The organism is Mucilaginibacter glaciei (assembly GCF_014773245.1).
Classification (GTDB): domain Bacteria; phylum Bacteroidota; class Bacteroidia; order Sphingobacteriales; family Sphingobacteriaceae; genus Mucilaginibacter; species Mucilaginibacter glaciei.
The window spans coordinates 96,377-115,404 of the sequence record NZ_JACWMX010000009.1; the positions used below are offsets into that span (position 1 = coordinate 96,377).

Here is a 19,028-nt window from a genome sequence, read left to right on the forward strand (position 1 = left end):
GAAAAATAGATGGACCTTTTTATTGCCGAAAATGTTTGTCGGAGGCCGTGGTAAGGAAATGCAGTGATAAAGAAGATCATTTTGCACACAAAGCGCGGTTGTCACCTGCAGGACGGCGTGGGAATACTGATTTTCATCATCAGGTGCGTGATGAATTATGTGCAATTTTAAAAGCACAGTATCCTGACGGCGCTTGGCGTACGGAAGTCCCAATGAGTTCGGCGGGTGATGACAATGATCTGCGGGCTGATATCGCTGGTTATTTCGGCCCCCGTATTAAAGGCGTAGCGCCGGTTGCGGTTGAAGTGCAATGCAGTCCGTATTCGCCGGCCTACCTGCGGAAGAAAACGGCCGCGTACGCTGAACGTGGTGTTAACGTCTTGTGGATCGTACCTTTGACCGCTGAATTGGGTGACGAGCCATTTCGGCCGCGTCGGTATGAGTTGTTTTTGCATACGATGTACCTGGGCTACGTATTTTATTACGAACCCGGAAGCCAGGGCTTGCTTACACCAGTGCATTACAGCCCAGCTTACCGGTATATCGACCCAAAAACATTTTTCGATACAGAGGCCAATGAAATCAGCACGGGTGATTACTGGTTTAAATATAAAACGTTAAAAAATCCCCGTTATACGGACCAGTTACCGATCACTGATCTGGTTGCCAAAACCTTAAATGCCTGGGTTAATCCGAATAATAACAAGCTGAATATTCCGCAGCGGAAGATCATGGGCGTCACCCAAGCTAAATGGTGGCCGGATGACGAGTACCAGGAATGGCTTAAGAACAATGACTGGTTCCGCTATGTAAAGATCTATTTACCGGATTACGAACCAGATGATGAGAACGATGAGTTTGAGGATAACGTGAGCGGTTGATTATATCGGGCAATATCATGACGGTTTTCCGCAACAGATACCCGCTGGATAGCCAGCAATGTTTTGAAGCGGATACTGCTGATCATCTTTTGCTCCAGAAAAGCGCTGGTAAATAGTTCCGCGGATACCGTTGATTTCTGGCGGAAACAGCCTGCCGAAGTAAGTAGCACGCAATAGCATTGATTTGAAGATATCAATAAACCAGCTTGCGGGCCGCCTGAATAATTACGGGGAAATGATTGACTGGATTGTCTTAATCGCCATTGTGCTGATGGCCGGTGCATAAGGTCTTCGCAATCGTTGATTGCCTGGTTATTAAATCTTATTTTTTTCTTTTTTCGTATAGTTGTTTGGTCTATCACTTCTGCTGCGTCCCGCTGCATCCACTTTAATTTATCAAACGGTATAAATTCGGCATACCGCATTTCGGCCGGGCTGATCCGTTCAAAGATCAAGTTCCACAGCTGACTACAGCCAGTTTGAAGGGCGGTAATCGCCTCAACTTTGTTTATTTTAAAGATTACCAGTTTTGGTTTGTGTTCTTCCCGCCCTATATTTCTTGTTACATGAAAATTAATATCTTGGCTATTGGGGTGATGTGAAATAGAAAGATGCACATCTTTCGGCAGCCCAGGCAAACCAATATTGGTTACCCCTTCCGCAAAGCGAATAAAGAAATCGTTAAAAGCGAAGCTGTTTAATTCACTTGCCATTCAATACCTGCAATAAATGGATTTCCTGGAAATGCTGGTAAATATAAACGTAGCCTATAGCAACCACGACGGATAGCAAATTCCCGATGAGGTAATAATCATTAAAGCCGTCCAGGTCCGCTTTAGGTTCCTCGTGTTTCAGCCGGGTAGCTAGCTTGAGCGCGCTAAAAAAAGTCAGCGCCTGCGTATAGCCATTGGTTAGGGTAACAAACAAAAACAAACGCTCGGCCATTCCTTTAAAGATCGCTTTAAAATTCAGACCGATCTGGTGATAAAAAACTTGGGCGATCGCCGCAAACGCAAATGCGATAATCACCTCAGTAATACCGAACAGCAGGGTTAAAATCAAAAATTCAGGCATGGGTTCCTCCTATATAATTGGCTACTTCTTTTAAAGCAAAATAAGCATTTATTTTTAAGTTCTTCTTCCGTTTCCACATGAGCGAGCGCTCTTTTTGTAATTCCATGGCCACCCTTTTGTAGTCACCGAACGCTAAAAATGCCGTCACCAAATAAAAATCCCGTTCCGGGTTCCAGTCATCAACAATATCCTGAAAGGCCGTAAATACATTGATCAGCGCATTTTTTTGTTGCTGATCTTTTAACCAAAAGAAAAACCGCAGATCTTCCTTTTTTAAATTCTCCAGGTATTTCCTGGCGCGGGTTAAGCCGTCACCTAACATACCGTAAGCAATCTCCTTATTTATAGGTGTTTCGATCAAACCCTCCACCACGACATACCGCAGCTTAAAGTCTGAGCCATTCTTAATAATTGCTTCTTCTAAATCAAAAATCACTTTTACAGCATCTTCAATACGGTCCATTACACCCTGGAATTCATCCCCTAATGTGATCGTAAGCGGCGAAACCAAAATATCTTTCCTTGACTCATTGACGTCGCTGACCAGCTTTTTGAAAGCCAGCATCAGCGCGGCCTGATTCTCATCACGGCTATTGATGATATCAGCCATAATAATTACATACTCTTTCATGTTTCAAATATAATGAAACAATCGTAATTATTGCAGTAAAAGTGAAATAATAAAGATAATTTCACAATTAATGAAATTTAAATCTCCTTATAAAATGAGTATGTTTGAGTCAAAACCTAAATATAATCTTAACAACCAGCTGTCCCATGATCGAATCGCTACACCTCAGAAATATTGCGACCTATGACCATAATGGCGTCTTAATTAAAGACCTCCGAAAAGTCAATTTCATTTATGGTGTCAATGGAAGCGGAAAAACCACTTTAACAAAATTGGTTTCTACCCCAAATGAACAGCCATTCAAAGACTGCCTATTGAAGTGGAAAAACAATCTGCCTTTAAGAGCACTCGTTTACAATAAAGAGTTCCGTGACAAAAACTTTGGTCAGGGAAAGATGGATGGTGTATTTACTTTAGGGCAAGCAACAAAAGAACAAGCAGCGTTAATTGAACAAAAAATAACCGACCGCAAAGCGTTTAAAGAGGATTTTAGTAAAAAAACAGAAACGCTGGATAAACAAAAGTTCCTTAAACTAGAACGCGAGGCTGCATTTAAGGAAGCTGTTTGGGCGGATATTTATAAAAAGCATGAGCTTGAGTTCAAAGAGGCTTTTGCTGGCTACATGGTTAAGGAAAATTTTAAAAATAATCTTCTTGTAGAAGCTGGTAATATATCGGCATCCCCCCCAGCTCACGAAACTTTAAAAGAGAAAGCAAAAACGATATTCGGCAAAGCCCCGGTAAATATCACGGCTATCAGCCCAATCATTTATGAGCGTTTATTGGAAATCGAAACCGATGCTATCTGGCAAAAGAAAATAATTGGTAAAGCAGATGTTGATATTGCTAAATTAATCCAGCGGCTCAATATCAACGATTGGGTAAATGAAGGTAGAAAACATATTCAAACGGATAGTATTGTTTGCCCATTTTGCCAGGAGTCTACGATCACTGAAGATTTCAGAAACCAATTAAATCGTTACTTCGATGAATCGTTCTTGGCCGATACGAAATTAGTGAAAACACTAATGGAGGAATATATCCGGCAAAGCGCCAATCTGGTCAATTTATTAGAGCAAGTAGAATCCGCTGAAAAAGCGAAAACCTCATCGAAATTAGATCAGGAGAAGTTTTCGGCCTATCTTAAAACCTTCTCCACACAAGTGATCGCGAACCAGGAATTATTAAACAATAAGATAAAGGAACCCAGCCGTGGTATCTCGTTAGTTTCCATTAAAGAACAATTAGATCATCTGGCAGAGCTGATCAGCGCCGCCAATAAAGATATTATCCGCCATAACTCAATTGTGTCTAATTTCGCTAAAGAAAAACAAGATTTGGTTAAACAGGTTTGGCGGTATATCACAGACGCGCATAAGATTACTATTCAGAATCATAAAACTGACCAGGATAACTTACAAAAAGCAATTGCCGGTATTGAATCCGCTATCCATGAAACCACGAAGAAACACAATGCATTAAGTGCAGAAATTAAAGAACTGAGCAAAACCGTTACCAGCGTTCAGCCTTCCATTGATAAGATCAACACAACACTTAGTTCTTACGGATTCCACAATTTCTCTATCGTCGCTTCAAAAACAGAAGCCAATAAATACCAGATCCAACGGGCTGACGGGACGATCGCTGAATCAACGATGAGCGAAGGGGAAATTACTTTTATTACTTTTTTATATTTTCTTCAATTGACCAAAGGCAGCACTGTTGAAACCAGTGTTGCCGAAGAGCGAATTCTGGTCATTGACGACCCGATCAGTAGTTTGGATAGTAATGTATTGTTTGTCGTTAGTTCTTTGCTGAAAGAAATAATCAAAAGTATCAAAGCTGATAAAGGTAGTATTCGGCAATTAATACTTTTAACACACAATGTTTACTTTCACAAAGAGGTTTCCTTCATTGATGGACACCATAGTCCTTGTAAGGATACGGCCTATTGGATGCTACGTAAGACACAGCGCGTGACGACCATTCAACCATTCGAAATGAAAAATCCGATCCAAAACTCTTACGAATTGTTATGGGCAGAACTAAAGAACCGGGCGGAGCATTCCGGAATAACGATTCAAAACACAATGCGCCGGATTATTGAAAATTACTTCAGATTGCTGGGTAAGTACGGGGATGATCAGATCATCAAGAAATTCAGCAGTCATGAGGAGCAGGAAATATGCCGTTCGCTGATTTGCTGGATTAATGATGGTTCACATAGCATGCCGGACGACCTGTTTATCGAGCATCAAGCAGATATCATTGAAAAATATTTCACAGTGTTCGAGAAAATATTTGACCATATGGATCACAAAGCGCATTTTAATATGATGATGGGCAATCCTGCGGCCTAAATGTCAGGTATTCCACTTTTTTAAACGGTTTTGAATTTCCCGGGTCAATTCCGCGCTGTGCTGGTAAATAAAATTAGTGACCAGCAGTTCCTTGAGTTTAGCAGATGCCTGGGCCTGATTAAGTATTTTATTTTCGATCAGCTGGTCAAAGATCCAAAGCATCCCATGATATTCAATGGCGCGTTTTTTACCATATTGTCTTACCGCTTTATCACCGCTTAATAAGATGGCATTGAGTTTCCTGGCCAGGTGCAAAACGGTTTTGTCCACCATGGATAATGACCTGGGATAATTTTCCTGAAAAATCTCCAGACGGTCAGTTTGGTCAAGCGAGTGGATGGTTAGTTTTCCTACTGACTGATAAGCCATCAGGAGTTGCTGCTGATCAGCATACAGTTCATTAAACACGTCCAGCGAGGTGTGAACCTCTACGTTTAAACGAAAAAAGGCTGAATTCAGCCTTAAATCACACAGATCGATAAATATACAAGCATCGGTGACCGCTAATTTCATTACACTAACGAATAGGCGTCCGCTTTAAATTCAGCCACAGTTTTATTGTTAAATCCCGCAGCTTTACTCAAAGAGATCAAATCTTCCGCTAACGCTCTGAAAAGTAACTGCTTAAACCGCTTTGATTTTTCATTAGAAGTGAAATCATAGGGTTCTTCAACCTGCCAGTTCTGCTCCCGGATATAAGCAAAGAAATTCTTGCAATAACTTTTGGAAATGATCCCGACATGCATGGCGCGCATTACCATAGCCTGTATGGAAATACCATACTCTTCTTTAAGTACCCCTAATTCCTGTATCAATAATTTATTTCTACTTTGACCCAGTTCCTTTTTAATGGCATCCGCGTGAAATAACATAGCACCGGCAAAATAGTGACAAAGCTTTTCCTTTTCATTATCGGGAAGGTCCCGTGCTATCGTTAAAAGAAGGTGACCCAGTTCATGCATTACAGTGAATCGCTTACGGTCGTCCTTTTTTACCCGGCTGATATTGATCGCGATGACCGGGATCTTTCCGTTAACCAGGGTCTGCATACCATCAAAACCAACTTCGGCCTCGATCTCGATCACTTTAATATGGTTATCTTCTAAAAGTTCAACCGTATTGGCGATCGGGTCGGTACCCAGCTTCCATTTTTTACGGACCTCATTAGCCGCCTCTTCGACTTGTTCCAGGGTACTCACTTCACCAAAACCGGCAAGCGGATTAATGAAGTCTGAACCAATGCCAATGATCTCTTCTAATTCCAGATAACGCGACAAGTAATCCTTGGTCTCTTCAATGATCCTGTTTTCTTCTTTGGCCGGCAACTTATCGAGTTTACGAAAAGCGATCTCGCCCAACTCGATTTTCATTTCCCGGAAGAAGAAATCAGGGCGCACTTTTAAAACATCGCAGAGATAACCGATCATTTCACTGTTCGGGATCACATCTCCTTTTTCATATTTGTGCAAAGCCTGCCGGCTTACCTTATTCAGCAATTCATCGGCGAGTTCCTGGAGGGATAAGCCACGCAATAACCTGGCTGATCTGAACCGTTCCGCAAAAATACTGCTCATAGGCTCCTTTGAGTTTTCATTTGATTCATATAGTGGGTTGTTTACAAACATAGTATTTTTTGTATGGTTTGTCAATTAGAAGTAAAAAATATGACACTAACTGTGTCAATGATACGGTAATTGAAGCTAATGAAGGCAAAGCTAAAAATATTAGTTGACAAAGTGTTATTTATTTAAACATTTTGTCAACTAATGTGGTTGACATTTTGTACGTTTGTAATAGTATTTGTTAACCTAATTCTTTTTACTGATGGAAAATCAAAAACAAGGGGCAGACCTTTCAACTGCAAACATTTTAAAACTGATCATCGAGGGTAAGCCTTTTGATTGGAAAGAGCAGTATATCCTGGGTAACCAGGTGCGCAAACTTGGAAATGCGCCTGCCGAAAGCGATACTTTCCTGGCTATTAAAAAGCCCTGGGAAGATGAATTGATTGGTGATGCGGATAAGGTCGATCTGGCCCGGCCGGGTATCGAGCAGTTCTATTTTAAACGTTTCCTGATGTTAACGATCCACGGGAAGCAGTATAAATGGTACGAACAGTACATTACTGGCGCGGAGATCAAGGACCTGGCGGCTATTGAAGCTACTGACCAACTATGGCTTTCAATCGAAAAACCCTGGGAGGATGAGTTGATCAGTGACCACGAAAAGGTAGACCTGGCGCGTCCGGGGATCGAGCATTTTTACAGTAAGCCGGTGGAAAAGACGATCACATTGATCATCAGCGGCGTGCCGAAATCCTGGGATAAGCCTAAGATCTCATTCAAGGAGGTGATCGTCCTGGCTTACGGTGAGTATATCGATAGCCCGGCCATGATCTACACCGTAGCTTACGAGGATGGTCCTAAACAAAATCCGGAAGGCTCTATGATCAAGGATAAGGAAGTGTTTACTAAAGACAAAATGATTTTCCATGCAACAGCAACTAATCAGTCTTAGTCCGGACCTGGCCAGACTTGAGGCCGAAGGTTTCGACATTTCGGTGGATGGCGCGTATTTGATTACGCGCCGTCTGCCTTATGTTGATGCGCAAAAAAAGGTTCAATACGGCACCTTAATTTGTGTGCTTACGCTGGCCACACCGACGAGAACCGGACAGCCACAGGACCATACCAGTTATTTTTGTGGTGAAACACCTTGCGATAGCTTGGGTGTAGGCTTGACCGGTCTCGTGAATAACAGCAATAAGCAACAGTTAACGAATATGCTGGTGGCGGATCATTATTTTTCAAGCAAGCCCGCCAGCGGCAATTACCCTGATTTTTATGAAAAGGTTTCGACCTATGCGAAAATCATCGGGGTGCAGGCCCAGGCGATAGATCCTGCCGTAACCTGGAAACCATTAAAGCAATAAAATGATGAAAAATAATGTATTTAAATACCCCGATACCAATTCGGCCCGGGCAAAGATCGAGGTCTTCAACGAAAAGTTTGAGGGCATGAAAATCGCTATTATCGGCTTGGGCGGGACAGGTTCATACACACTCGACCTGGTTTCCAAAACGCCGGTGGCCGAGATCCACCTCTTTGACGGTGATATCTTCCAACTGCACAATGCGTTCCGGGCACCTGGTGCCACGCCGGCCGCTAAATTTGAAAGCGCGCCGAACTTATTCAAAGTTGATTATTATCACGAGACCTATAGCGAGATGCATGGCGGGATCAAGCCGCATGCCTATTATTTAACTACCGATAACCTGGCTGAGCTGGACGGCTTTGACTTTGTATTTATCAGCGTAGATAAAAATGAGGTCCGCCACTTCCTGACTACCGGCCTGCTGAAGATGGGTATTTCTTTTATCGATGTCGGCTTAGGCGTAAATGCGTTGAACGATAATTTAGTGGGAACACTTCGGGTAACCCGCGGCACTGCTCAGAAAAGCGATCACTTGATTAACCGGATCGGCAGGGATGAGCTGAAAGCCGATGAATATGCCACCAATATTCAGATTGCCGACCTGAATTGCCTGAACGCGAGTTTAGCGGTGCTGAGCTGGAAAAAACATGTGGGCTTTTACCAGGACCTTAAAAAGGAACATAATCAATTATTTTTTATCAATACGGGGAGGCTATTAAATGAAGACTTTGACGCTTGAGTTTGTGGAGTTCATCCCGGAACAACTGGCCGAAGGTGTACTTTATATTTCTATGAAATATAAAGCTGCCAGGCACCGCTGTGCCTGCGGCTGCGGTACGGTTATCATAACCCCAATCAGTCCGAGGCACTGGAATCTGAAGTACGATGGCAAAGGGGTGACCCTTTCGCCGTCGATCGGTAACTGGAACTTTGATTGCCAATCCCATTACTGGATCGTTAAGAACGAGATCAGGTGGGCCAGGAAATGGAGCGATGATGAAATACAAGAACTAAAGCCAAAGAAGAAAGCGTATTTAAAAAAGATCGGCAGCTATCTAAAATCTTTGTTTTGATCACGTATGTGAGAATAATTTTTTAAATTCATCAGCTAAACCTAAGGCGCTATGAATGAAACCACTATCCAGGTCCTGTTAGATACCACCGCTGAACGTGTCCCGTTCAACAAAAGATCGTTCGCAATAAAACTGGATAAGGGTGAGTTGTTCAAATACGCGGTTTGGATGCTGGAAGTGCCGTCGCATGTTAAAGAATCGGATTTTGACTACTTGCAAAGTAAAGTGCCGAGTTTAGAAGGTCTTTACAGCGACTATATTGAGTTTACCGCCGATTCTATTGTTAATCTGTGTACCGATGACCGTACTAAGCAACTGATCTCAGAGATGATCGGTATTGGTGTCGGTCTCAAATATTCCACATTGCTGTTGTCAATCAACCCCAATCAGTTTAAGAAGATCGGCGTACCGGTAGAGGGCAAATATTTAGATTATGCCGTTGTTAAGGATGCCAAGGAATACGAAATAGAAACGAAAGGGACCATCAGTGATTATTATTCGGCGATGAAGAATGACATCATCGCTAAGAAGGCTGCCCAGGGCCGTGCTATACACCTGAGGTTCGGCACCATTATGATGCTGGTCAAAGATACCGCCGGCAGTGTGTCTAAGTGTGTCATTGTGGACGATCCGCCAACCGACGTACCCGCTCCTGAAGTAGATGTTTACGAGATCGCTTTGCTTTACTACGCGATGTATTTAAGCTTTATTCTGGACTCCAAATATTATAACAAATTTATAAGGCCGTTAAAACGCGGCAGAAACAATAGCGTTCGCATCCAGCAAAATAAATTCTTTGCCAAGTACTATTTCCAAAACCGCACCTACTATGGGGAATGTTTTGATTACCGGCTCATCCGGGAAAACGTCAGTTTTGTGGAGTCCAATAGTGATACGGATGATATTTTCAGGCAAATCACCGAAAGGGTTGGCCGGATCAAGTTTTTCCTTGGTGTGGAATCTACGGTGATAGAGGCGATCAACAACGCCAATAAAGATCTTTTGCTTGCTTATCACTCACCAAAAACCTTCACGCAGTCAGATGGCGTTTACAAGTGTTTAGATACGGACGGTATTTTGATCATCAAATCGCAAAACGGGCATGATCAGCAACTTGAACAGGTTTTTTCAGAAGACGTGGTGAAGGAACGCTTAGGTCTTTATGATCGCTATTTAAAAGGAGAAGCCCACTTATGCGGCGCGCCCTGTACCAGCCCCGGCATTGAAGGAAAACCCTGCGAAAGACGCACCTTCAGGAGAAACTGCTTCTTTCACCGCTAATTTATTCGTAAGGGAACAACAGGTCATCGCCGGTTTTCGGGGTGGATCGAACTTTTGTACCTTTGGTTTTGAGGCAGCCCGGGACTTCGGGATCGAGGTATTGCGCGCCGCCGGAGATGTCGGCGTAAGCGGGTTTCTTGATGGCGAACATATCGGGCGTGCTGTGTTGCGGCTGCCGTGGTGGGGTACTTTAAGCCAGTAGAGGTTGGCGAGGACTTGCTGGTAGTCGGGTATGGCTTTGAAGGATTCGATGCTGGCGTCGCCGGTAAAGAGATGTTTTTTCTGGTCTGCTGTGATCTGCAGGATGATGCTGATCTGGTTGATAAAGGTGACGTGCTTATTGGTGTGGCCCAACACCTCGCAGGGGTCTTTTTCTTCTTGCAATATTTCCTCAATTAGCCTAGTTAAGTTGAGCTTTTTAACGGCCGAAATCGCCGCCGCTTCTTCCTTGATCAGATCTTTAGCGGAACGCTTGATCTTGGGTATGGTCAAATTGTAGGTAATCGGTAACTTGATAACACCGGTAGGACACCGGGTTGGACATCTCTGTCCGCGGACGCTGCCGTAAATGCAAATTTAAGCAACGGAATTTTGCGGCAAAGCTGCGGTACATCAAGCCGTCAAAATGGCGAACTATAATTCTGCCAACGTGGTAGCGACTGATTCATTTTATCGCATTTTGCTCAAAAAATATTGTCGATAAGAAAAAATTGGTAATTAGCTTCTATAATTCATTGCCACTTTTGGTAGCGCAGATGGAAGGCCGTTATTATGGAGGTGGGGTACTTAAACTAACGAATATCGCATATCATATGGAGGTTATCTCAGTGCAAAATCTATAATGTTAACTTCAGTCTTATTTTTATAGCGGACGATAGATAACTATTTATTATCAAGACTGTATATGGCAAATCTGTTAAACGATTAAAGTCAATAGTCGATAGTTTCAAAATAGATTTAAAAGCAGTTTATATGCTAGTTATAAAGTAATACCCAAGCCTGGTTGTAAACTATTGACCGTAAATTAAATGGGAACTTATTTAGGTTGCCAGGTCTAACTGAATCTATTGAGAGGAATACACGATGCTCTTTAAAAATCCATTAACTCCTTCAAAGTAATTTCTAACCCTTTCGCAAATTCCAACATCGTTAAAATGGTCATATTAATTTCGCCCTTTTCATATTTCCTTATATCTGCATGATCGATATCGCAGTTCTGAGCAAGTTTTCGGTAGGATAAGTTTTTTTGTTTGCGCAGCTCAAGCAGGTGGGTACCAAATCTTAAAAGAAATCTTTTTTGCTCTTCGCTTGCCATTCGGAGTTGTCCTGACAACGAAAATTGGCTTTTTAGCACTTAAAAGTGTGGGTATATATCCCTACATTAGTGTCTCTATAACGGTAAAATGAATAGGAAACAGATTTTTTATGGAGTCGCGTTAGTTTTTTTATGGCTGGTAACTGCGTTGGCCATTCATTTCAAACTAATTAAATCTTAAAATCAAGAAGTTCTTTAGGATCAATTCCTAAACCTTTGGCAAGTTCAAAAATACTTGATAGTTGCAAATTAGTTTTCCCGTTTTCGATTTTAGAAATTTTACTGCTGTCTAACTCACATAAAGATGATAGATCGCGTAAAGATAGCGAGCGTTCTTCTCTTAGTAATTTTAAATGCCTACCAAAATTTTCTTGTAATTCGTAATACTTGCCCTTCAATCTGTCAAACTTAGTGAATTGGAAAAGACAAATAATTTTATAATTAATTGTGGACTTTTAAGTCTACAATTAACAAAAAAGATTATATTTGTTTTGCGATACTTCAATCAAAGAAATTTGAAGCAATCGCTTTTTGTCTCGTCTTAGAAACCTGAGAAATTTTAAAGCCGCGAGACGGTAAGTGATTGCCCACGCCATAGGTGTGGGCTCTCTTATCGTGGCGGCACTTCTCAGGGCCTCTAAGACGGTAAGTTGAGTCCACGCCTATGTTTTTTTGTGGCTGGCCGGCTCACCAAATTATTCAATCAATGGAAGCGGCAAGTATCAACAACAAATTCAAGTCTGGCTTACCTTTAGAGGAGGTACTTACTGCTTTTTTCAAGGTGCATTCTACTGAAGATACGCAGGTACTTTTCTGGAAGTTCTTTCAATGCTGGGTAACCAGAGACTGTAATATTAAAGCGGATCTCTCCGATGAAGAAGTCGCCCTGTTCTTCGATCAGTTAATGGACCTGGTGGCCGCGGCTTACATATTACACCAGGCGAACGGGGCTTTAGAAAACAAGCAGGAAGGAGAAGGTCATGAATAGCTATCCTGTCCAATCCTGGGCCCTGCTCATTTCGCCGGGCGAATAAAGCTTTACATTCAATTCTACTAACTAACGCATTTCTGATTACTTAACAACAACTAAAATGAAGCTAAAAATATGCTTAATGGGATTGCTTTGCCTTTTTTTTCAGGCGAACGCCCAGACAAAATTAACAACAAAACACCTGGAAGTAGGCGACAAAATGCCTGATGTGCAGATCACTAATATTATTAACAGCAAGTTTAAAACTGCAAGAATATCTGATTTTAAAGGCCAGCTGATCATCTTGGACTTTTGGAACTCCTTCTGTGCCGGATGTATTGCCGGTTTCCCTAAACTGGATTCTCTTCAGCGACAGTTTAAGGGAAAAATTCAGGTGCTGCTGGTAAACCCCGAAAGCGACCATGAAACTGAACGCAGTATGAAAATAGTAATCGACCGGATGAATACCTGGTCGGATCGTCCTTTCAAATTACCGGTAGTATTTCGCGATAAGTCCATTTCTGAAAACTTCAGCTTTCACGGCGTCCCATTTTTAGTCTGGATCGGACCCGACGGAACAATTGTAGCGATACCCGACAAAAAGGAATTAACCAGCGAAAATATCGAGCAGGTTCTTGCCGGTAAGAAATTAACACTTAAACGGAGCGCAGACAGGATACTAAGTCCGGGAAAGGCTAACTTATGATACGCAGGTTTATTTTTTCATGCCTTACCCTTTCTTTAACAATATTGACAAACGCGTTCAGCCAGGACGTAGTTAAAATTTACGGCGATGTAAAGTCCGCCAACAATGAGCCCATCGCCGGCGTAGTTATTAAACCTAAGAATGTAAGCTACCACGCACTTACCGATACTAACGGAAGGTTCCAGCTGACTATCTTCGGTGTGGATACGATTACGTTTACCCACGTAGGCTACAAGCCACTGACGAAGATCATTGATGCTAAATTAGCCTCCCTGCTGCATATAACCATGGAGCCGCTTATCAATGAACTGAAAGAGGTTGTGGTTAGTACGGGCTACCAGGATATCCCTAAAGAACGGGCAACGGGTTCTTTTTATAAATTGGATAACCATCTGCTCAATCAACGGGTAGGTACTGATATTATCAGTCGGCTTGACGGATTAACGAGCGGTTTGCTGATAGACCGCCGCGATCCGAACCAGCAAACTATTCAGATCCGCGGCTTAAGTACGCTCAACATTGAAGCTGCTTCGCCACTGATTGTACTGGATAACTTTCCGTATGCAGGCGATATTAATAACATTAACCCCAATGATATTGAAAGTATTACGGTATTAAAAGATGCGGCAGCGTCATCCATCTGGGGTGCAAGGGCCGGAAACGGCGTAATTGTGATCAATACAAAAAAGGCGAGGGCAAATCAGCCGCTCCAGGTTTCTTTCAATAGTAACCTGACATTAAAAAAGAAGCCGAATCTCTTTTCAGCAAATCAAATACCCGTAAATAGTTATATCGATCTGGAAAAAACCCTTTTCGGACAGGGGTATTACGATAACCTGTTTTCCGATGCCTCATTTCCGGCAGTGTCCCAGGTTGCCATGCTGCTTAACCAGGCGAAAAACGGGGAGATATCTGATGTGCAGGCAGAGCGACAGATCAACCAGCTTCGCACACAGGACGTGAGGAATGATTTTCAGAAATACCTCTATCGTAATTCTGTTAACCAGCAGTATTATCTGAACCTGAGCGGTTCCGGATCAAATATCCGTTACCTGGTATCAGCAGGTTATGATAAAGATAACAGCAACCTGCGTGGCAACGACAATAACCGACTTACCCTCCGTTCTAATAACCAGATTGATCTCACAAAGAGATGGCTACTGAATACGGACGTTATTATTACACGGACAAATTCTACCAATAACAGCCCCGGCGCTTATGGATCTTACAGGTATAATAACAGCACGATTTCACCTTATGCCAGGCTGGTCAATAACGATGGTTCGCCTGCTGCTGTAGATTTGTATTACAGCAAGGCGTTTACAGATACTGCAGGCAATGGCAGATTGCTGGATTGGAAATACAGGCCATTACAGGAACTGGCTAACAATGACAACAGATCTGCAATGACTGACATATTACTGAACGTCGGTTCATCGTATAAGATTTTTAGCGGCCTTAAAGCGGACGTTAAATACCAGTATCAGCAATCGTGGTCATCAAACAACAATTTCCAAAACATCAACAGCTATTCCATCAGGGACTATGTCAACACTTTTACGCAATTAAACGATAACAGCACGACTTACGTAGTACCAAAAAACGGCATACTCAGTACATTTGATCTGGTCAACAAGCAGCAGGCACTCCGGGGGCAATTAACATATGATCATATCTGGGGCAGTGATCACCAACTGTCAGCTATCGCGGGTTCTGAAGTACGCGAGACTAAAAGCAACTCTTCCACACAAATAATATATGGGTATGATCCGAATACGCTAACCACCGTTGGTGTTGATTACGCTAATCAGTACCCTACTTACGATGCTATTTTTGGTGACAGCTATATCAATAACGGTACAAAATATACCGCTTATCTAAACCGGTTTGTTTCTGTATTTGCAAACGCTACTTACACATTTAAGAATAAATACTCCCTATCGGGATCGGCAAGAAGGGATGAATCGAATCTTTTTGGCGTACAAACCAATCAAAAAGGGGTTCCGCTCTGGTCCGCGGGTGCGTTATGGAAAATCGACCGGGAGAAGTTTTACAATATATCTTGGCTGCCTCAACTGAGCCTGCGATTTACCTATGGCGTTAGCGGAAATCTGTCACCAAATGAATCTGCCTTAACGAGGATTCAATACCTGACAGGTGGCACCTCACCGATCAGGCTGCCTTTTGTTAGTGTTTCGGCACCTCCCAACCCCCATCTGAGATGGGAACAGGTTAAAACTTTTAATACAGGTCTTGACTTCAGTTTATTTAACAACCGTATTAACGGCTCGGTCGAGTATTACACTAAAAACTCAACAGACTTGATCAACAGTGTTCTTCTTGATGCTACCGTGGGGTTTGCCAGTGCGAATCAAAACTCCGCCAGTATATTTTCAAGGGGTGTCGATGTGGTACTGAATTCTGTTAACCTGGACGGACCTTTTAAATGGCGGACTTCCTTACTTTTCAGCTCTGTTAAATTCAAAACCACCAAAAATCTAAACCCACCGACTACCGAAGGGTTGGTAAGTGATGGAAATACCATCTTCCCGGTAGTAAATGAAAACCCATACCTGATCGTAAGTTATAAATGGGCTGGCCTTGATCCTCAAACAGGAGATCCTCAGGGTTACGTTAATGGTGTAGTTAGTAAAGACTATGCTGCTATTTCACAAAACCCAATTGATCAGCAGGTTAAAAGCGGATCTGCACTGCCGACCGCTTTCGGTACGTTGAGAAACACCCTGGACTGGCAGAAGTTTTCACTGGCCTTCAATCTGTCCTATCGCTTCAATTACTATCTCAGAAAACCGACTACTAATTACTCAAGCCTGATCAGTTACGGTGCTGGATTTTCAGACTACGACAGACGCTGGCAAAAACCCGGTGATGAGAGGAGTACGAATGTGCCTTCTTTTATATTTCCAGGCAATGAGCTTAGGGATCAGTTTTACCACTTCGCATCTGTAAATGTAGAGAAAGCAGATAATATCAAACTCGAAGAAATTTATCTGAGTTATGATTTTACGCCGAACAAACGCTTACTCGGCATAAAATCGCTGCAATTCTATTTATTTGCCAACCAACTGAATGTAATCGTTTGGAAAGCAAACAAAGCAGGCATCGACCCTGATATCCTTTACAATTTCAGACCGCCCGTTTCTTATTCAGCCGGAATAAAAGCAACCCTTTAAAACTTAAACGATGAAAATACATCTTTTCAATAAACCATATAAAGGCAATCGGCTTCAACTGATTATCATATGCCTGATATCACTGGTCTGTTTCAATTCCTGTAAAAAATACCTGGATGCAAAACCGGATCAGTCAATTGCCACACCCTCGACTATCGAAGACCTCGAAGGGATATTAAACGCGTACAGCACGATCAATGGCCGCTACCCATCCGCATCAGAGGTAGCTTCCGACGATTATTATCTGGTGACAGCAGACTTTAACAGCCTCATTGATCCGCAGCGTTTTTACTATAGCTGGCAGAAATTACCCAATTTTGTGGGTGACTATAAATCTCCATACCAGGCAATCGAATATTGTAATATTATCCTGGATGAGTTGCCAAAAGTTTCCGGCGGGAACGTGATCCGAAAAAATTCCGTTCAAGGGAACGCGTTGTTTGTTAGAGCTTCTTACCATTATGCTTTATCGCAGCTTTATGCGAAAGTTTATAACCAATCAACAGCCGGGTCGGATCTGGGCATCGCACTGAGACTTACTTCTGATATTGCCATAAAGCCCGTGCGCTCAACTGTAGCAGATACTTACGGCTCTGTTTTAAATGACTTGAAACAGTCAATTCCGCTGTTACCGGCAATATCTGATGTTAAATACAGGTCAAGCAAGGCCGCCGCATATGGGATGCTTGCGCGGGTGTACCTGGCAATGAGTGACTTTACAAATGCAGGATTGTACGCGGACTCAGCACTTAGCAATTACAATAAGCTGATAGATTATAACACACTAACGGTCTCGGCGGCGATACCTTTCAAACAGTTTAACGACGAGGTAATTTATGATTCAAAAGCCGCTGGGCCGCAAGCACTTTCCCAGTCGAAGGCCCGCGTAGATACTTTGTTGTACGCCTCTTATAGTACCAATGACCTGCGAAGAAATGTCTTGTTTAAAGTAAATCCGAACGGAACTGTAGCATTTAAGGGCAATTACACCGGAGTGGCGGGCGCAAGTCTCTTTACAGGAATAGCAACCAACGAGCTATATCTGATCAAGGCCGAAACAGCTGTCAGAAACGGCGACAGCCGGACGGCACTAACTGCTTTAAATTCATTGCTCGTTACAAGGTGGAAATCCGGAACTTTTGTGCCTTATGCCATAAGCGATCAGAAACAATTGCTCGGGATCATTTTAAAAGAAAGAAGGAAAGATTTACCTTTCAGGTCCCTTCGATGGACAGATCTGAGAAGACTGAACATGGAACCGGATTATGCAAAAATATTAGTGAGAAATTTGACAGGAGGAACCTATACCCTGGAGCCTAACGGGCTCAGGTATGTTTTTCAGATAGATCAGGATGCTGTAAACATTAGCGGGTTACAGCAAAATCCATAAAATAATGAAGGGGGCCAATCGCCCCCTTCATTATTTTATGGTTCCATACCTATCGCCCCATCAGCAGGTGAATGGTTCTGTTGCGATAACCAAAGGTTAGCCTTTTCAGCATTAAACTCTGAAGTGGCCGGGTTTGAACCAATGTTCTTGGCCGTGCTCAATGTCACGCCGCAAACATTAACCACATCGCTACAGGGGGTGCCAGATTGAGCAACATAGTTGCTGATATTTTGGATATCAGTTTGTGTACGGGTCGCTCCCTGGTAGCGGAAAAAAGTACTGGTAGTTTTCTTTGCGGTAAAAGCGCTCGAACCAATGGCCATAATAATGGCGATAACGGGGATGATTATTTTTTTCATCTTGTATATTGCTTTGTTAGATCAAAAAGCAATCGAAAAACTTTAATTTATCTTTTAACAAACTTTTGCTTACTCTTTTTCCAGGTTTTCAGCACCCCCTCTCCGCCTTTATAATCTCCCTCACAAAAGCGCTTTTCATCATTATTTTTTATATGTTGCCATACTCCTTTCTTTTAATAGTGGTTATGATTGAGACACCGGTTAGGGTTAAGCAAAAAACATTGAACCAAAAATGGAAAGTCCAACCCATCTGTTCGATCAATCCCCCGCAAGAGCAGGGAACGTGCCCGAAAAACTTTAAGATGATCAGTAGTATATAAATGGTGAATGCGGTAAAAAGAATTGCGGATATATAAAGCCCCGTTAATTTTCCTTTTTCTGTTAGCAGTAACATACCTGTTAAAATTTCTACCGGTGGCAAACCATATATTAATATGGTTTGAAGACCTTCCCCGAAAGGCTGCTTCTTCATAGCATCTTTGAAATGAGAAAAATCAATCAGCTTACTTACTGCGGCATATAACCAAAGGATCGCGATGATAACGATAATAATTTCTATGGTTTTTCTTAAAGCGATTTCTTTATTCTGAAGCATAGAATAAAGGTATATCCGGCATAATGACAGAGAATGTCACTATGGTTTTTTTATGAAATATTTTTTTTGAAGACGGTCGTAACAGATAGGATGGCCTTGTTCGCGAAGATGTGCGATCATCCGTTTTACAGTACGGACACTACAATTGAAACGTTCGGCTGTAACTTCAAGCGACCGGAGCCTTTTTTTTTCGATCTGCTCTAAAATATATTGCAGCCGCTGCTCATATGTCCGATAATCCATTATTCATTCTACTGAGTTTGA

General features: G+C 42.4%; 22 protein-coding genes. 11 read left to right on the forward strand and 11 right to left on the reverse strand.

Going from position 1 to position 19,028, the window contains the following annotated elements; genetic code table 11:
* Positions 1–212: 212 nt before the first annotated feature.
* Entirely contained in the window at positions 213–881 is a 669-nt protein-coding gene (locus tag IDJ76_RS18630) for a competence protein CoiA family protein (RefSeq protein WP_449560066.1), read from the forward strand.
* Here the strand turns inward: IDJ76_RS18630 and IDJ76_RS18635 are convergent.
* Genes IDJ76_RS18635 through IDJ76_RS18645 form a run of 3 tightly spaced genes read right to left on the reverse strand, consistent with a single transcriptional unit; the run spans position 830 to position 2,586 of the window.
* Positions 830–1,594, reverse strand: coding sequence for a hypothetical protein (locus IDJ76_RS18635; RefSeq protein ID WP_191165446.1), 765 nt, complete (start codon positions 1,592–1,594; stop codon positions 830–832). The genes IDJ76_RS18630 and IDJ76_RS18635 overlap by 52 nt on opposite strands.
* Positions 1,584–1,955: a hypothetical protein gene (locus IDJ76_RS18640; RefSeq protein ID WP_191165448.1), complete on the reverse strand. Its 372-nt coding sequence runs from the start codon at positions 1,953–1,955 to the stop codon at positions 1,584–1,586. The genes IDJ76_RS18635 and IDJ76_RS18640 overlap by 11 nt, the downstream gene beginning before the upstream one ends.
* Positions 1,948–2,586, reverse strand: a complete 639-nt coding sequence (locus IDJ76_RS18645) for a SatD family protein (RefSeq protein ID WP_191165450.1) — start codon at positions 2,584–2,586, stop codon at positions 1,948–1,950. Before IDJ76_RS18645 ends, IDJ76_RS18640 begins: the two co-directional genes overlap by 8 nt.
* A gap of 146 nt (positions 2,587–2,732) precedes the next feature.
* On the opposite strand from IDJ76_RS18645, the gene IDJ76_RS18650 reads away from it, so the two are divergent.
* Positions 2,733–4,946, forward strand: coding sequence for an AAA family ATPase (locus tag IDJ76_RS18650; protein ID WP_191165452.1), 2,214 nt, complete (start codon positions 2,733–2,735; stop codon positions 4,944–4,946).
* 3 nt (positions 4,947–4,949) lie between these two features.
* Here IDJ76_RS18650 and IDJ76_RS18655 read toward each other — a convergent pair whose 3' ends face one another.
* Entirely contained in the window at positions 4,950–5,459 is a 510-nt protein-coding gene (locus IDJ76_RS18655; protein WP_191165454.1) for a PIN domain-containing protein, read from the reverse strand.
* A complete protein-coding gene (locus IDJ76_RS18660) occupies positions 5,459–6,571 on the reverse strand; it encodes a helix-turn-helix domain-containing protein (protein ID WP_224746409.1) in 1,113 nt (370 codons plus the stop codon). The genes IDJ76_RS18655 and IDJ76_RS18660 overlap by 1 nt, the downstream gene beginning before the upstream one ends.
* A gap of 199 nt (positions 6,572–6,770) precedes the next feature.
* Here IDJ76_RS18660 and IDJ76_RS18665 point away from each other — a divergent pair, with 199 nt between their 5' ends.
* From IDJ76_RS18665 to IDJ76_RS18685, 5 genes are read left to right on the forward strand one after another with little or no spacing between them, the layout of a single operon-like run.
* A complete protein-coding gene (locus tag IDJ76_RS18665) occupies positions 6,771–7,463 on the forward strand; it encodes a multiubiquitin domain-containing protein (RefSeq protein ID WP_191165456.1) in 693 nt (230 codons plus the stop codon).
* Positions 7,438–7,878 carry a DUF6791 domain-containing protein gene (locus IDJ76_RS18670; RefSeq protein ID WP_191165458.1) on the forward strand — a complete coding sequence of 147 codons (441 nt, stop codon included), beginning with the start codon at positions 7,438–7,440 and terminating at the stop codon, positions 7,876–7,878. Before IDJ76_RS18665 ends, IDJ76_RS18670 begins: the two co-directional genes overlap by 26 nt.
* A gap of 1 nt (position 7,879) precedes the next feature.
* Positions 7,880–8,620: a ThiF family adenylyltransferase gene (locus tag IDJ76_RS18675; protein WP_191165460.1), complete on the forward strand. Its 741-nt coding sequence runs from the start codon at positions 7,880–7,882 to the stop codon at positions 8,618–8,620.
* Positions 8,601–8,954 (forward strand): DUF6527 family protein, encoded by a 354-nt coding sequence (locus IDJ76_RS18680; protein ID WP_224746410.1) that lies wholly within the window; start codon positions 8,601–8,603, stop codon positions 8,952–8,954. The genes IDJ76_RS18675 and IDJ76_RS18680 overlap by 20 nt, the downstream gene beginning before the upstream one ends.
* 51 nt (positions 8,955–9,005) lie before the next feature.
* Positions 9,006–10,235 (forward strand): hypothetical protein, encoded by a 1,230-nt coding sequence (locus tag IDJ76_RS18685; protein WP_191165462.1) that lies wholly within the window; start codon positions 9,006–9,008, stop codon positions 10,233–10,235.
* On the opposite strand, the gene IDJ76_RS18690 is transcribed toward IDJ76_RS18685, so the two are convergent.
* The 3 genes from IDJ76_RS18690 to IDJ76_RS18700 form a co-directional block, all read right to left on the reverse strand.
* A complete protein-coding gene (locus IDJ76_RS18690; RefSeq protein ID WP_191165464.1) occupies positions 10,146–10,727 on the reverse strand; it encodes a hypothetical protein in 582 nt (193 codons plus the stop codon). The genes IDJ76_RS18685 and IDJ76_RS18690 overlap by 90 nt on opposite strands.
* A 598-nt stretch (positions 10,728–11,325) precedes the next feature.
* Complete coding sequence (locus IDJ76_RS18695; RefSeq protein ID WP_191165466.1) at positions 11,326–11,550, reverse strand: helix-turn-helix domain-containing protein; 225 nt, start codon at positions 11,548–11,550, stop codon at positions 11,326–11,328.
* A 170-nt stretch (positions 11,551–11,720) separates the two neighbouring features.
* Positions 11,721–11,948, reverse strand: coding sequence for a helix-turn-helix domain-containing protein (locus IDJ76_RS18700; RefSeq protein WP_191165468.1), 228 nt, complete (start codon positions 11,946–11,948; stop codon positions 11,721–11,723).
* A gap of 308 nt (positions 11,949–12,256) precedes the next feature.
* Here IDJ76_RS18700 and IDJ76_RS18705 point away from each other — a divergent pair, with 308 nt between their 5' ends.
* From IDJ76_RS18705 to IDJ76_RS18720, 4 genes are all read left to right on the forward strand, one after another.
* Positions 12,257–12,538, forward strand: coding sequence for a hypothetical protein (locus tag IDJ76_RS18705; RefSeq protein WP_191165470.1), 282 nt, complete (start codon positions 12,257–12,259; stop codon positions 12,536–12,538).
* Between the two features lie 103 nt (positions 12,539–12,641).
* The gene (locus IDJ76_RS18710) at positions 12,642–13,226 is read left to right on the forward strand and encodes a TlpA family protein disulfide reductase (RefSeq protein ID WP_191165472.1); all 585 of its coding nucleotides are present in this window, start codon (positions 12,642–12,644) and stop codon (positions 13,224–13,226) included.
* The gene (locus IDJ76_RS18715) at positions 13,223–16,420 is read left to right on the forward strand and encodes a SusC/RagA family TonB-linked outer membrane protein (RefSeq protein ID WP_191165474.1); all 3,198 of its coding nucleotides are present in this window, start codon (positions 13,223–13,225) and stop codon (positions 16,418–16,420) included. Before IDJ76_RS18710 ends, IDJ76_RS18715 begins: the two co-directional genes overlap by 4 nt.
* A 10-nt stretch (positions 16,421–16,430) precedes the next feature.
* The gene (locus IDJ76_RS18720) at positions 16,431–17,810 is read left to right on the forward strand and encodes a RagB/SusD family nutrient uptake outer membrane protein (RefSeq protein ID WP_191165477.1); all 1,380 of its coding nucleotides are present in this window, start codon (positions 16,431–16,433) and stop codon (positions 17,808–17,810) included.
* Positions 17,811–17,845: 35 nt separating this feature from the next.
* On the opposite strand, the gene IDJ76_RS18725 is transcribed toward IDJ76_RS18720, so the two are convergent.
* From IDJ76_RS18725 to IDJ76_RS21265, 3 genes are all read right to left on the reverse strand, one after another.
* Positions 17,846–18,169 (reverse strand): DUF6520 family protein, encoded by a 324-nt coding sequence (locus IDJ76_RS18725; RefSeq protein ID WP_191165479.1) that lies wholly within the window; start codon positions 18,167–18,169, stop codon positions 17,846–17,848.
* A 148-nt stretch (positions 18,170–18,317) separates the two neighbouring features.
* Positions 18,318–18,764: a MauE/DoxX family redox-associated membrane protein gene (locus IDJ76_RS18730; protein WP_191165481.1), complete on the reverse strand. Its 447-nt coding sequence runs from the start codon at positions 18,762–18,764 to the stop codon at positions 18,318–18,320.
* Between the two features lie 39 nt (positions 18,765–18,803).
* Positions 18,804–19,007, reverse strand: a complete 204-nt coding sequence (locus IDJ76_RS21265) for an HTH domain-containing protein (protein WP_191165483.1) — start codon at positions 19,005–19,007, stop codon at positions 18,804–18,806.
* Positions 19,008–19,028: the final 21 nt, after the last annotated feature.

Excerpts from the sequence above, each read along its gene's own strand:
- IDJ76_RS18630 (WP_449560066.1), top strand. The coding sequence starts at position 213 with ATGAGTTCGGCGGGTGATGACAATGATCTGCGGGCTGATATCGCTGGT.
- IDJ76_RS18635 (WP_191165446.1), bottom strand. The coding sequence starts at position 1,594 with ATGGCAAGTGAATTAAACAGCTTCGCTTTTAACGATTTCTTTATTCGC.
- IDJ76_RS18640 (WP_191165448.1), bottom strand. The coding sequence starts at position 1,955 with ATGCCTGAATTTTTGATTTTAACCCTGCTGTTCGGTATTACTGAGGTG.
- IDJ76_RS18645 (WP_191165450.1), bottom strand. The coding sequence starts at position 2,586 with ATGAAAGAGTATGTAATTATTATGGCTGATATCATCAATAGCCGTGAT.
- IDJ76_RS18650 (WP_191165452.1), top strand. The coding sequence starts at position 2,733 with ATGATCGAATCGCTACACCTCAGAAATATTGCGACCTATGACCATAAT.
- IDJ76_RS18655 (WP_191165454.1), bottom strand. The coding sequence starts at position 5,459 with ATGAAATTAGCGGTCACCGATGCTTGTATATTTATCGATCTGTGTGAT.
- IDJ76_RS18660 (WP_224746409.1), bottom strand. The coding sequence starts at position 6,571 with ATGTTTGTAAACAACCCACTATATGAATCAAATGAAAACTCAAAGGAG.
- IDJ76_RS18665 (WP_191165456.1), top strand. The coding sequence starts at position 6,771 with ATGGAAAATCAAAAACAAGGGGCAGACCTTTCAACTGCAAACATTTTA.
- IDJ76_RS18670 (WP_191165458.1), top strand. The coding sequence starts at position 7,438 with ATGCAACAGCAACTAATCAGTCTTAGTCCGGACCTGGCCAGACTTGAG.
- IDJ76_RS18675 (WP_191165460.1), top strand. The coding sequence starts at position 7,880 with ATGATGAAAAATAATGTATTTAAATACCCCGATACCAATTCGGCCCGG.
- IDJ76_RS18680 (WP_224746410.1), top strand. The coding sequence starts at position 8,601 with ATGAAGACTTTGACGCTTGAGTTTGTGGAGTTCATCCCGGAACAACTG.
- IDJ76_RS18685 (WP_191165462.1), top strand. The coding sequence starts at position 9,006 with ATGAATGAAACCACTATCCAGGTCCTGTTAGATACCACCGCTGAACGT.
- IDJ76_RS18695 (WP_191165466.1), bottom strand. The coding sequence starts at position 11,550 with ATGGCAAGCGAAGAGCAAAAAAGATTTCTTTTAAGATTTGGTACCCAC.
- IDJ76_RS18705 (WP_191165470.1), top strand. The coding sequence starts at position 12,257 with ATGGAAGCGGCAAGTATCAACAACAAATTCAAGTCTGGCTTACCTTTA.
- IDJ76_RS18710 (WP_191165472.1), top strand. The coding sequence starts at position 12,642 with ATGAAGCTAAAAATATGCTTAATGGGATTGCTTTGCCTTTTTTTTCAG.
- IDJ76_RS18715 (WP_191165474.1), top strand. The coding sequence starts at position 13,223 with ATGATACGCAGGTTTATTTTTTCATGCCTTACCCTTTCTTTAACAATA.
- IDJ76_RS18720 (WP_191165477.1), top strand. The coding sequence starts at position 16,431 with ATGAAAATACATCTTTTCAATAAACCATATAAAGGCAATCGGCTTCAA.
- IDJ76_RS18725 (WP_191165479.1), bottom strand. The coding sequence starts at position 18,169 with ATGAAAAAAATAATCATCCCCGTTATCGCCATTATTATGGCCATTGGT.
- IDJ76_RS18730 (WP_191165481.1), bottom strand. The coding sequence starts at position 18,764 with ATGCTTCAGAATAAAGAAATCGCTTTAAGAAAAACCATAGAAATTATT.
- IDJ76_RS21265 (WP_191165483.1), bottom strand. The coding sequence starts at position 19,007 with ATGGATTATCGGACATATGAGCAGCGGCTGCAATATATTTTAGAGCAG.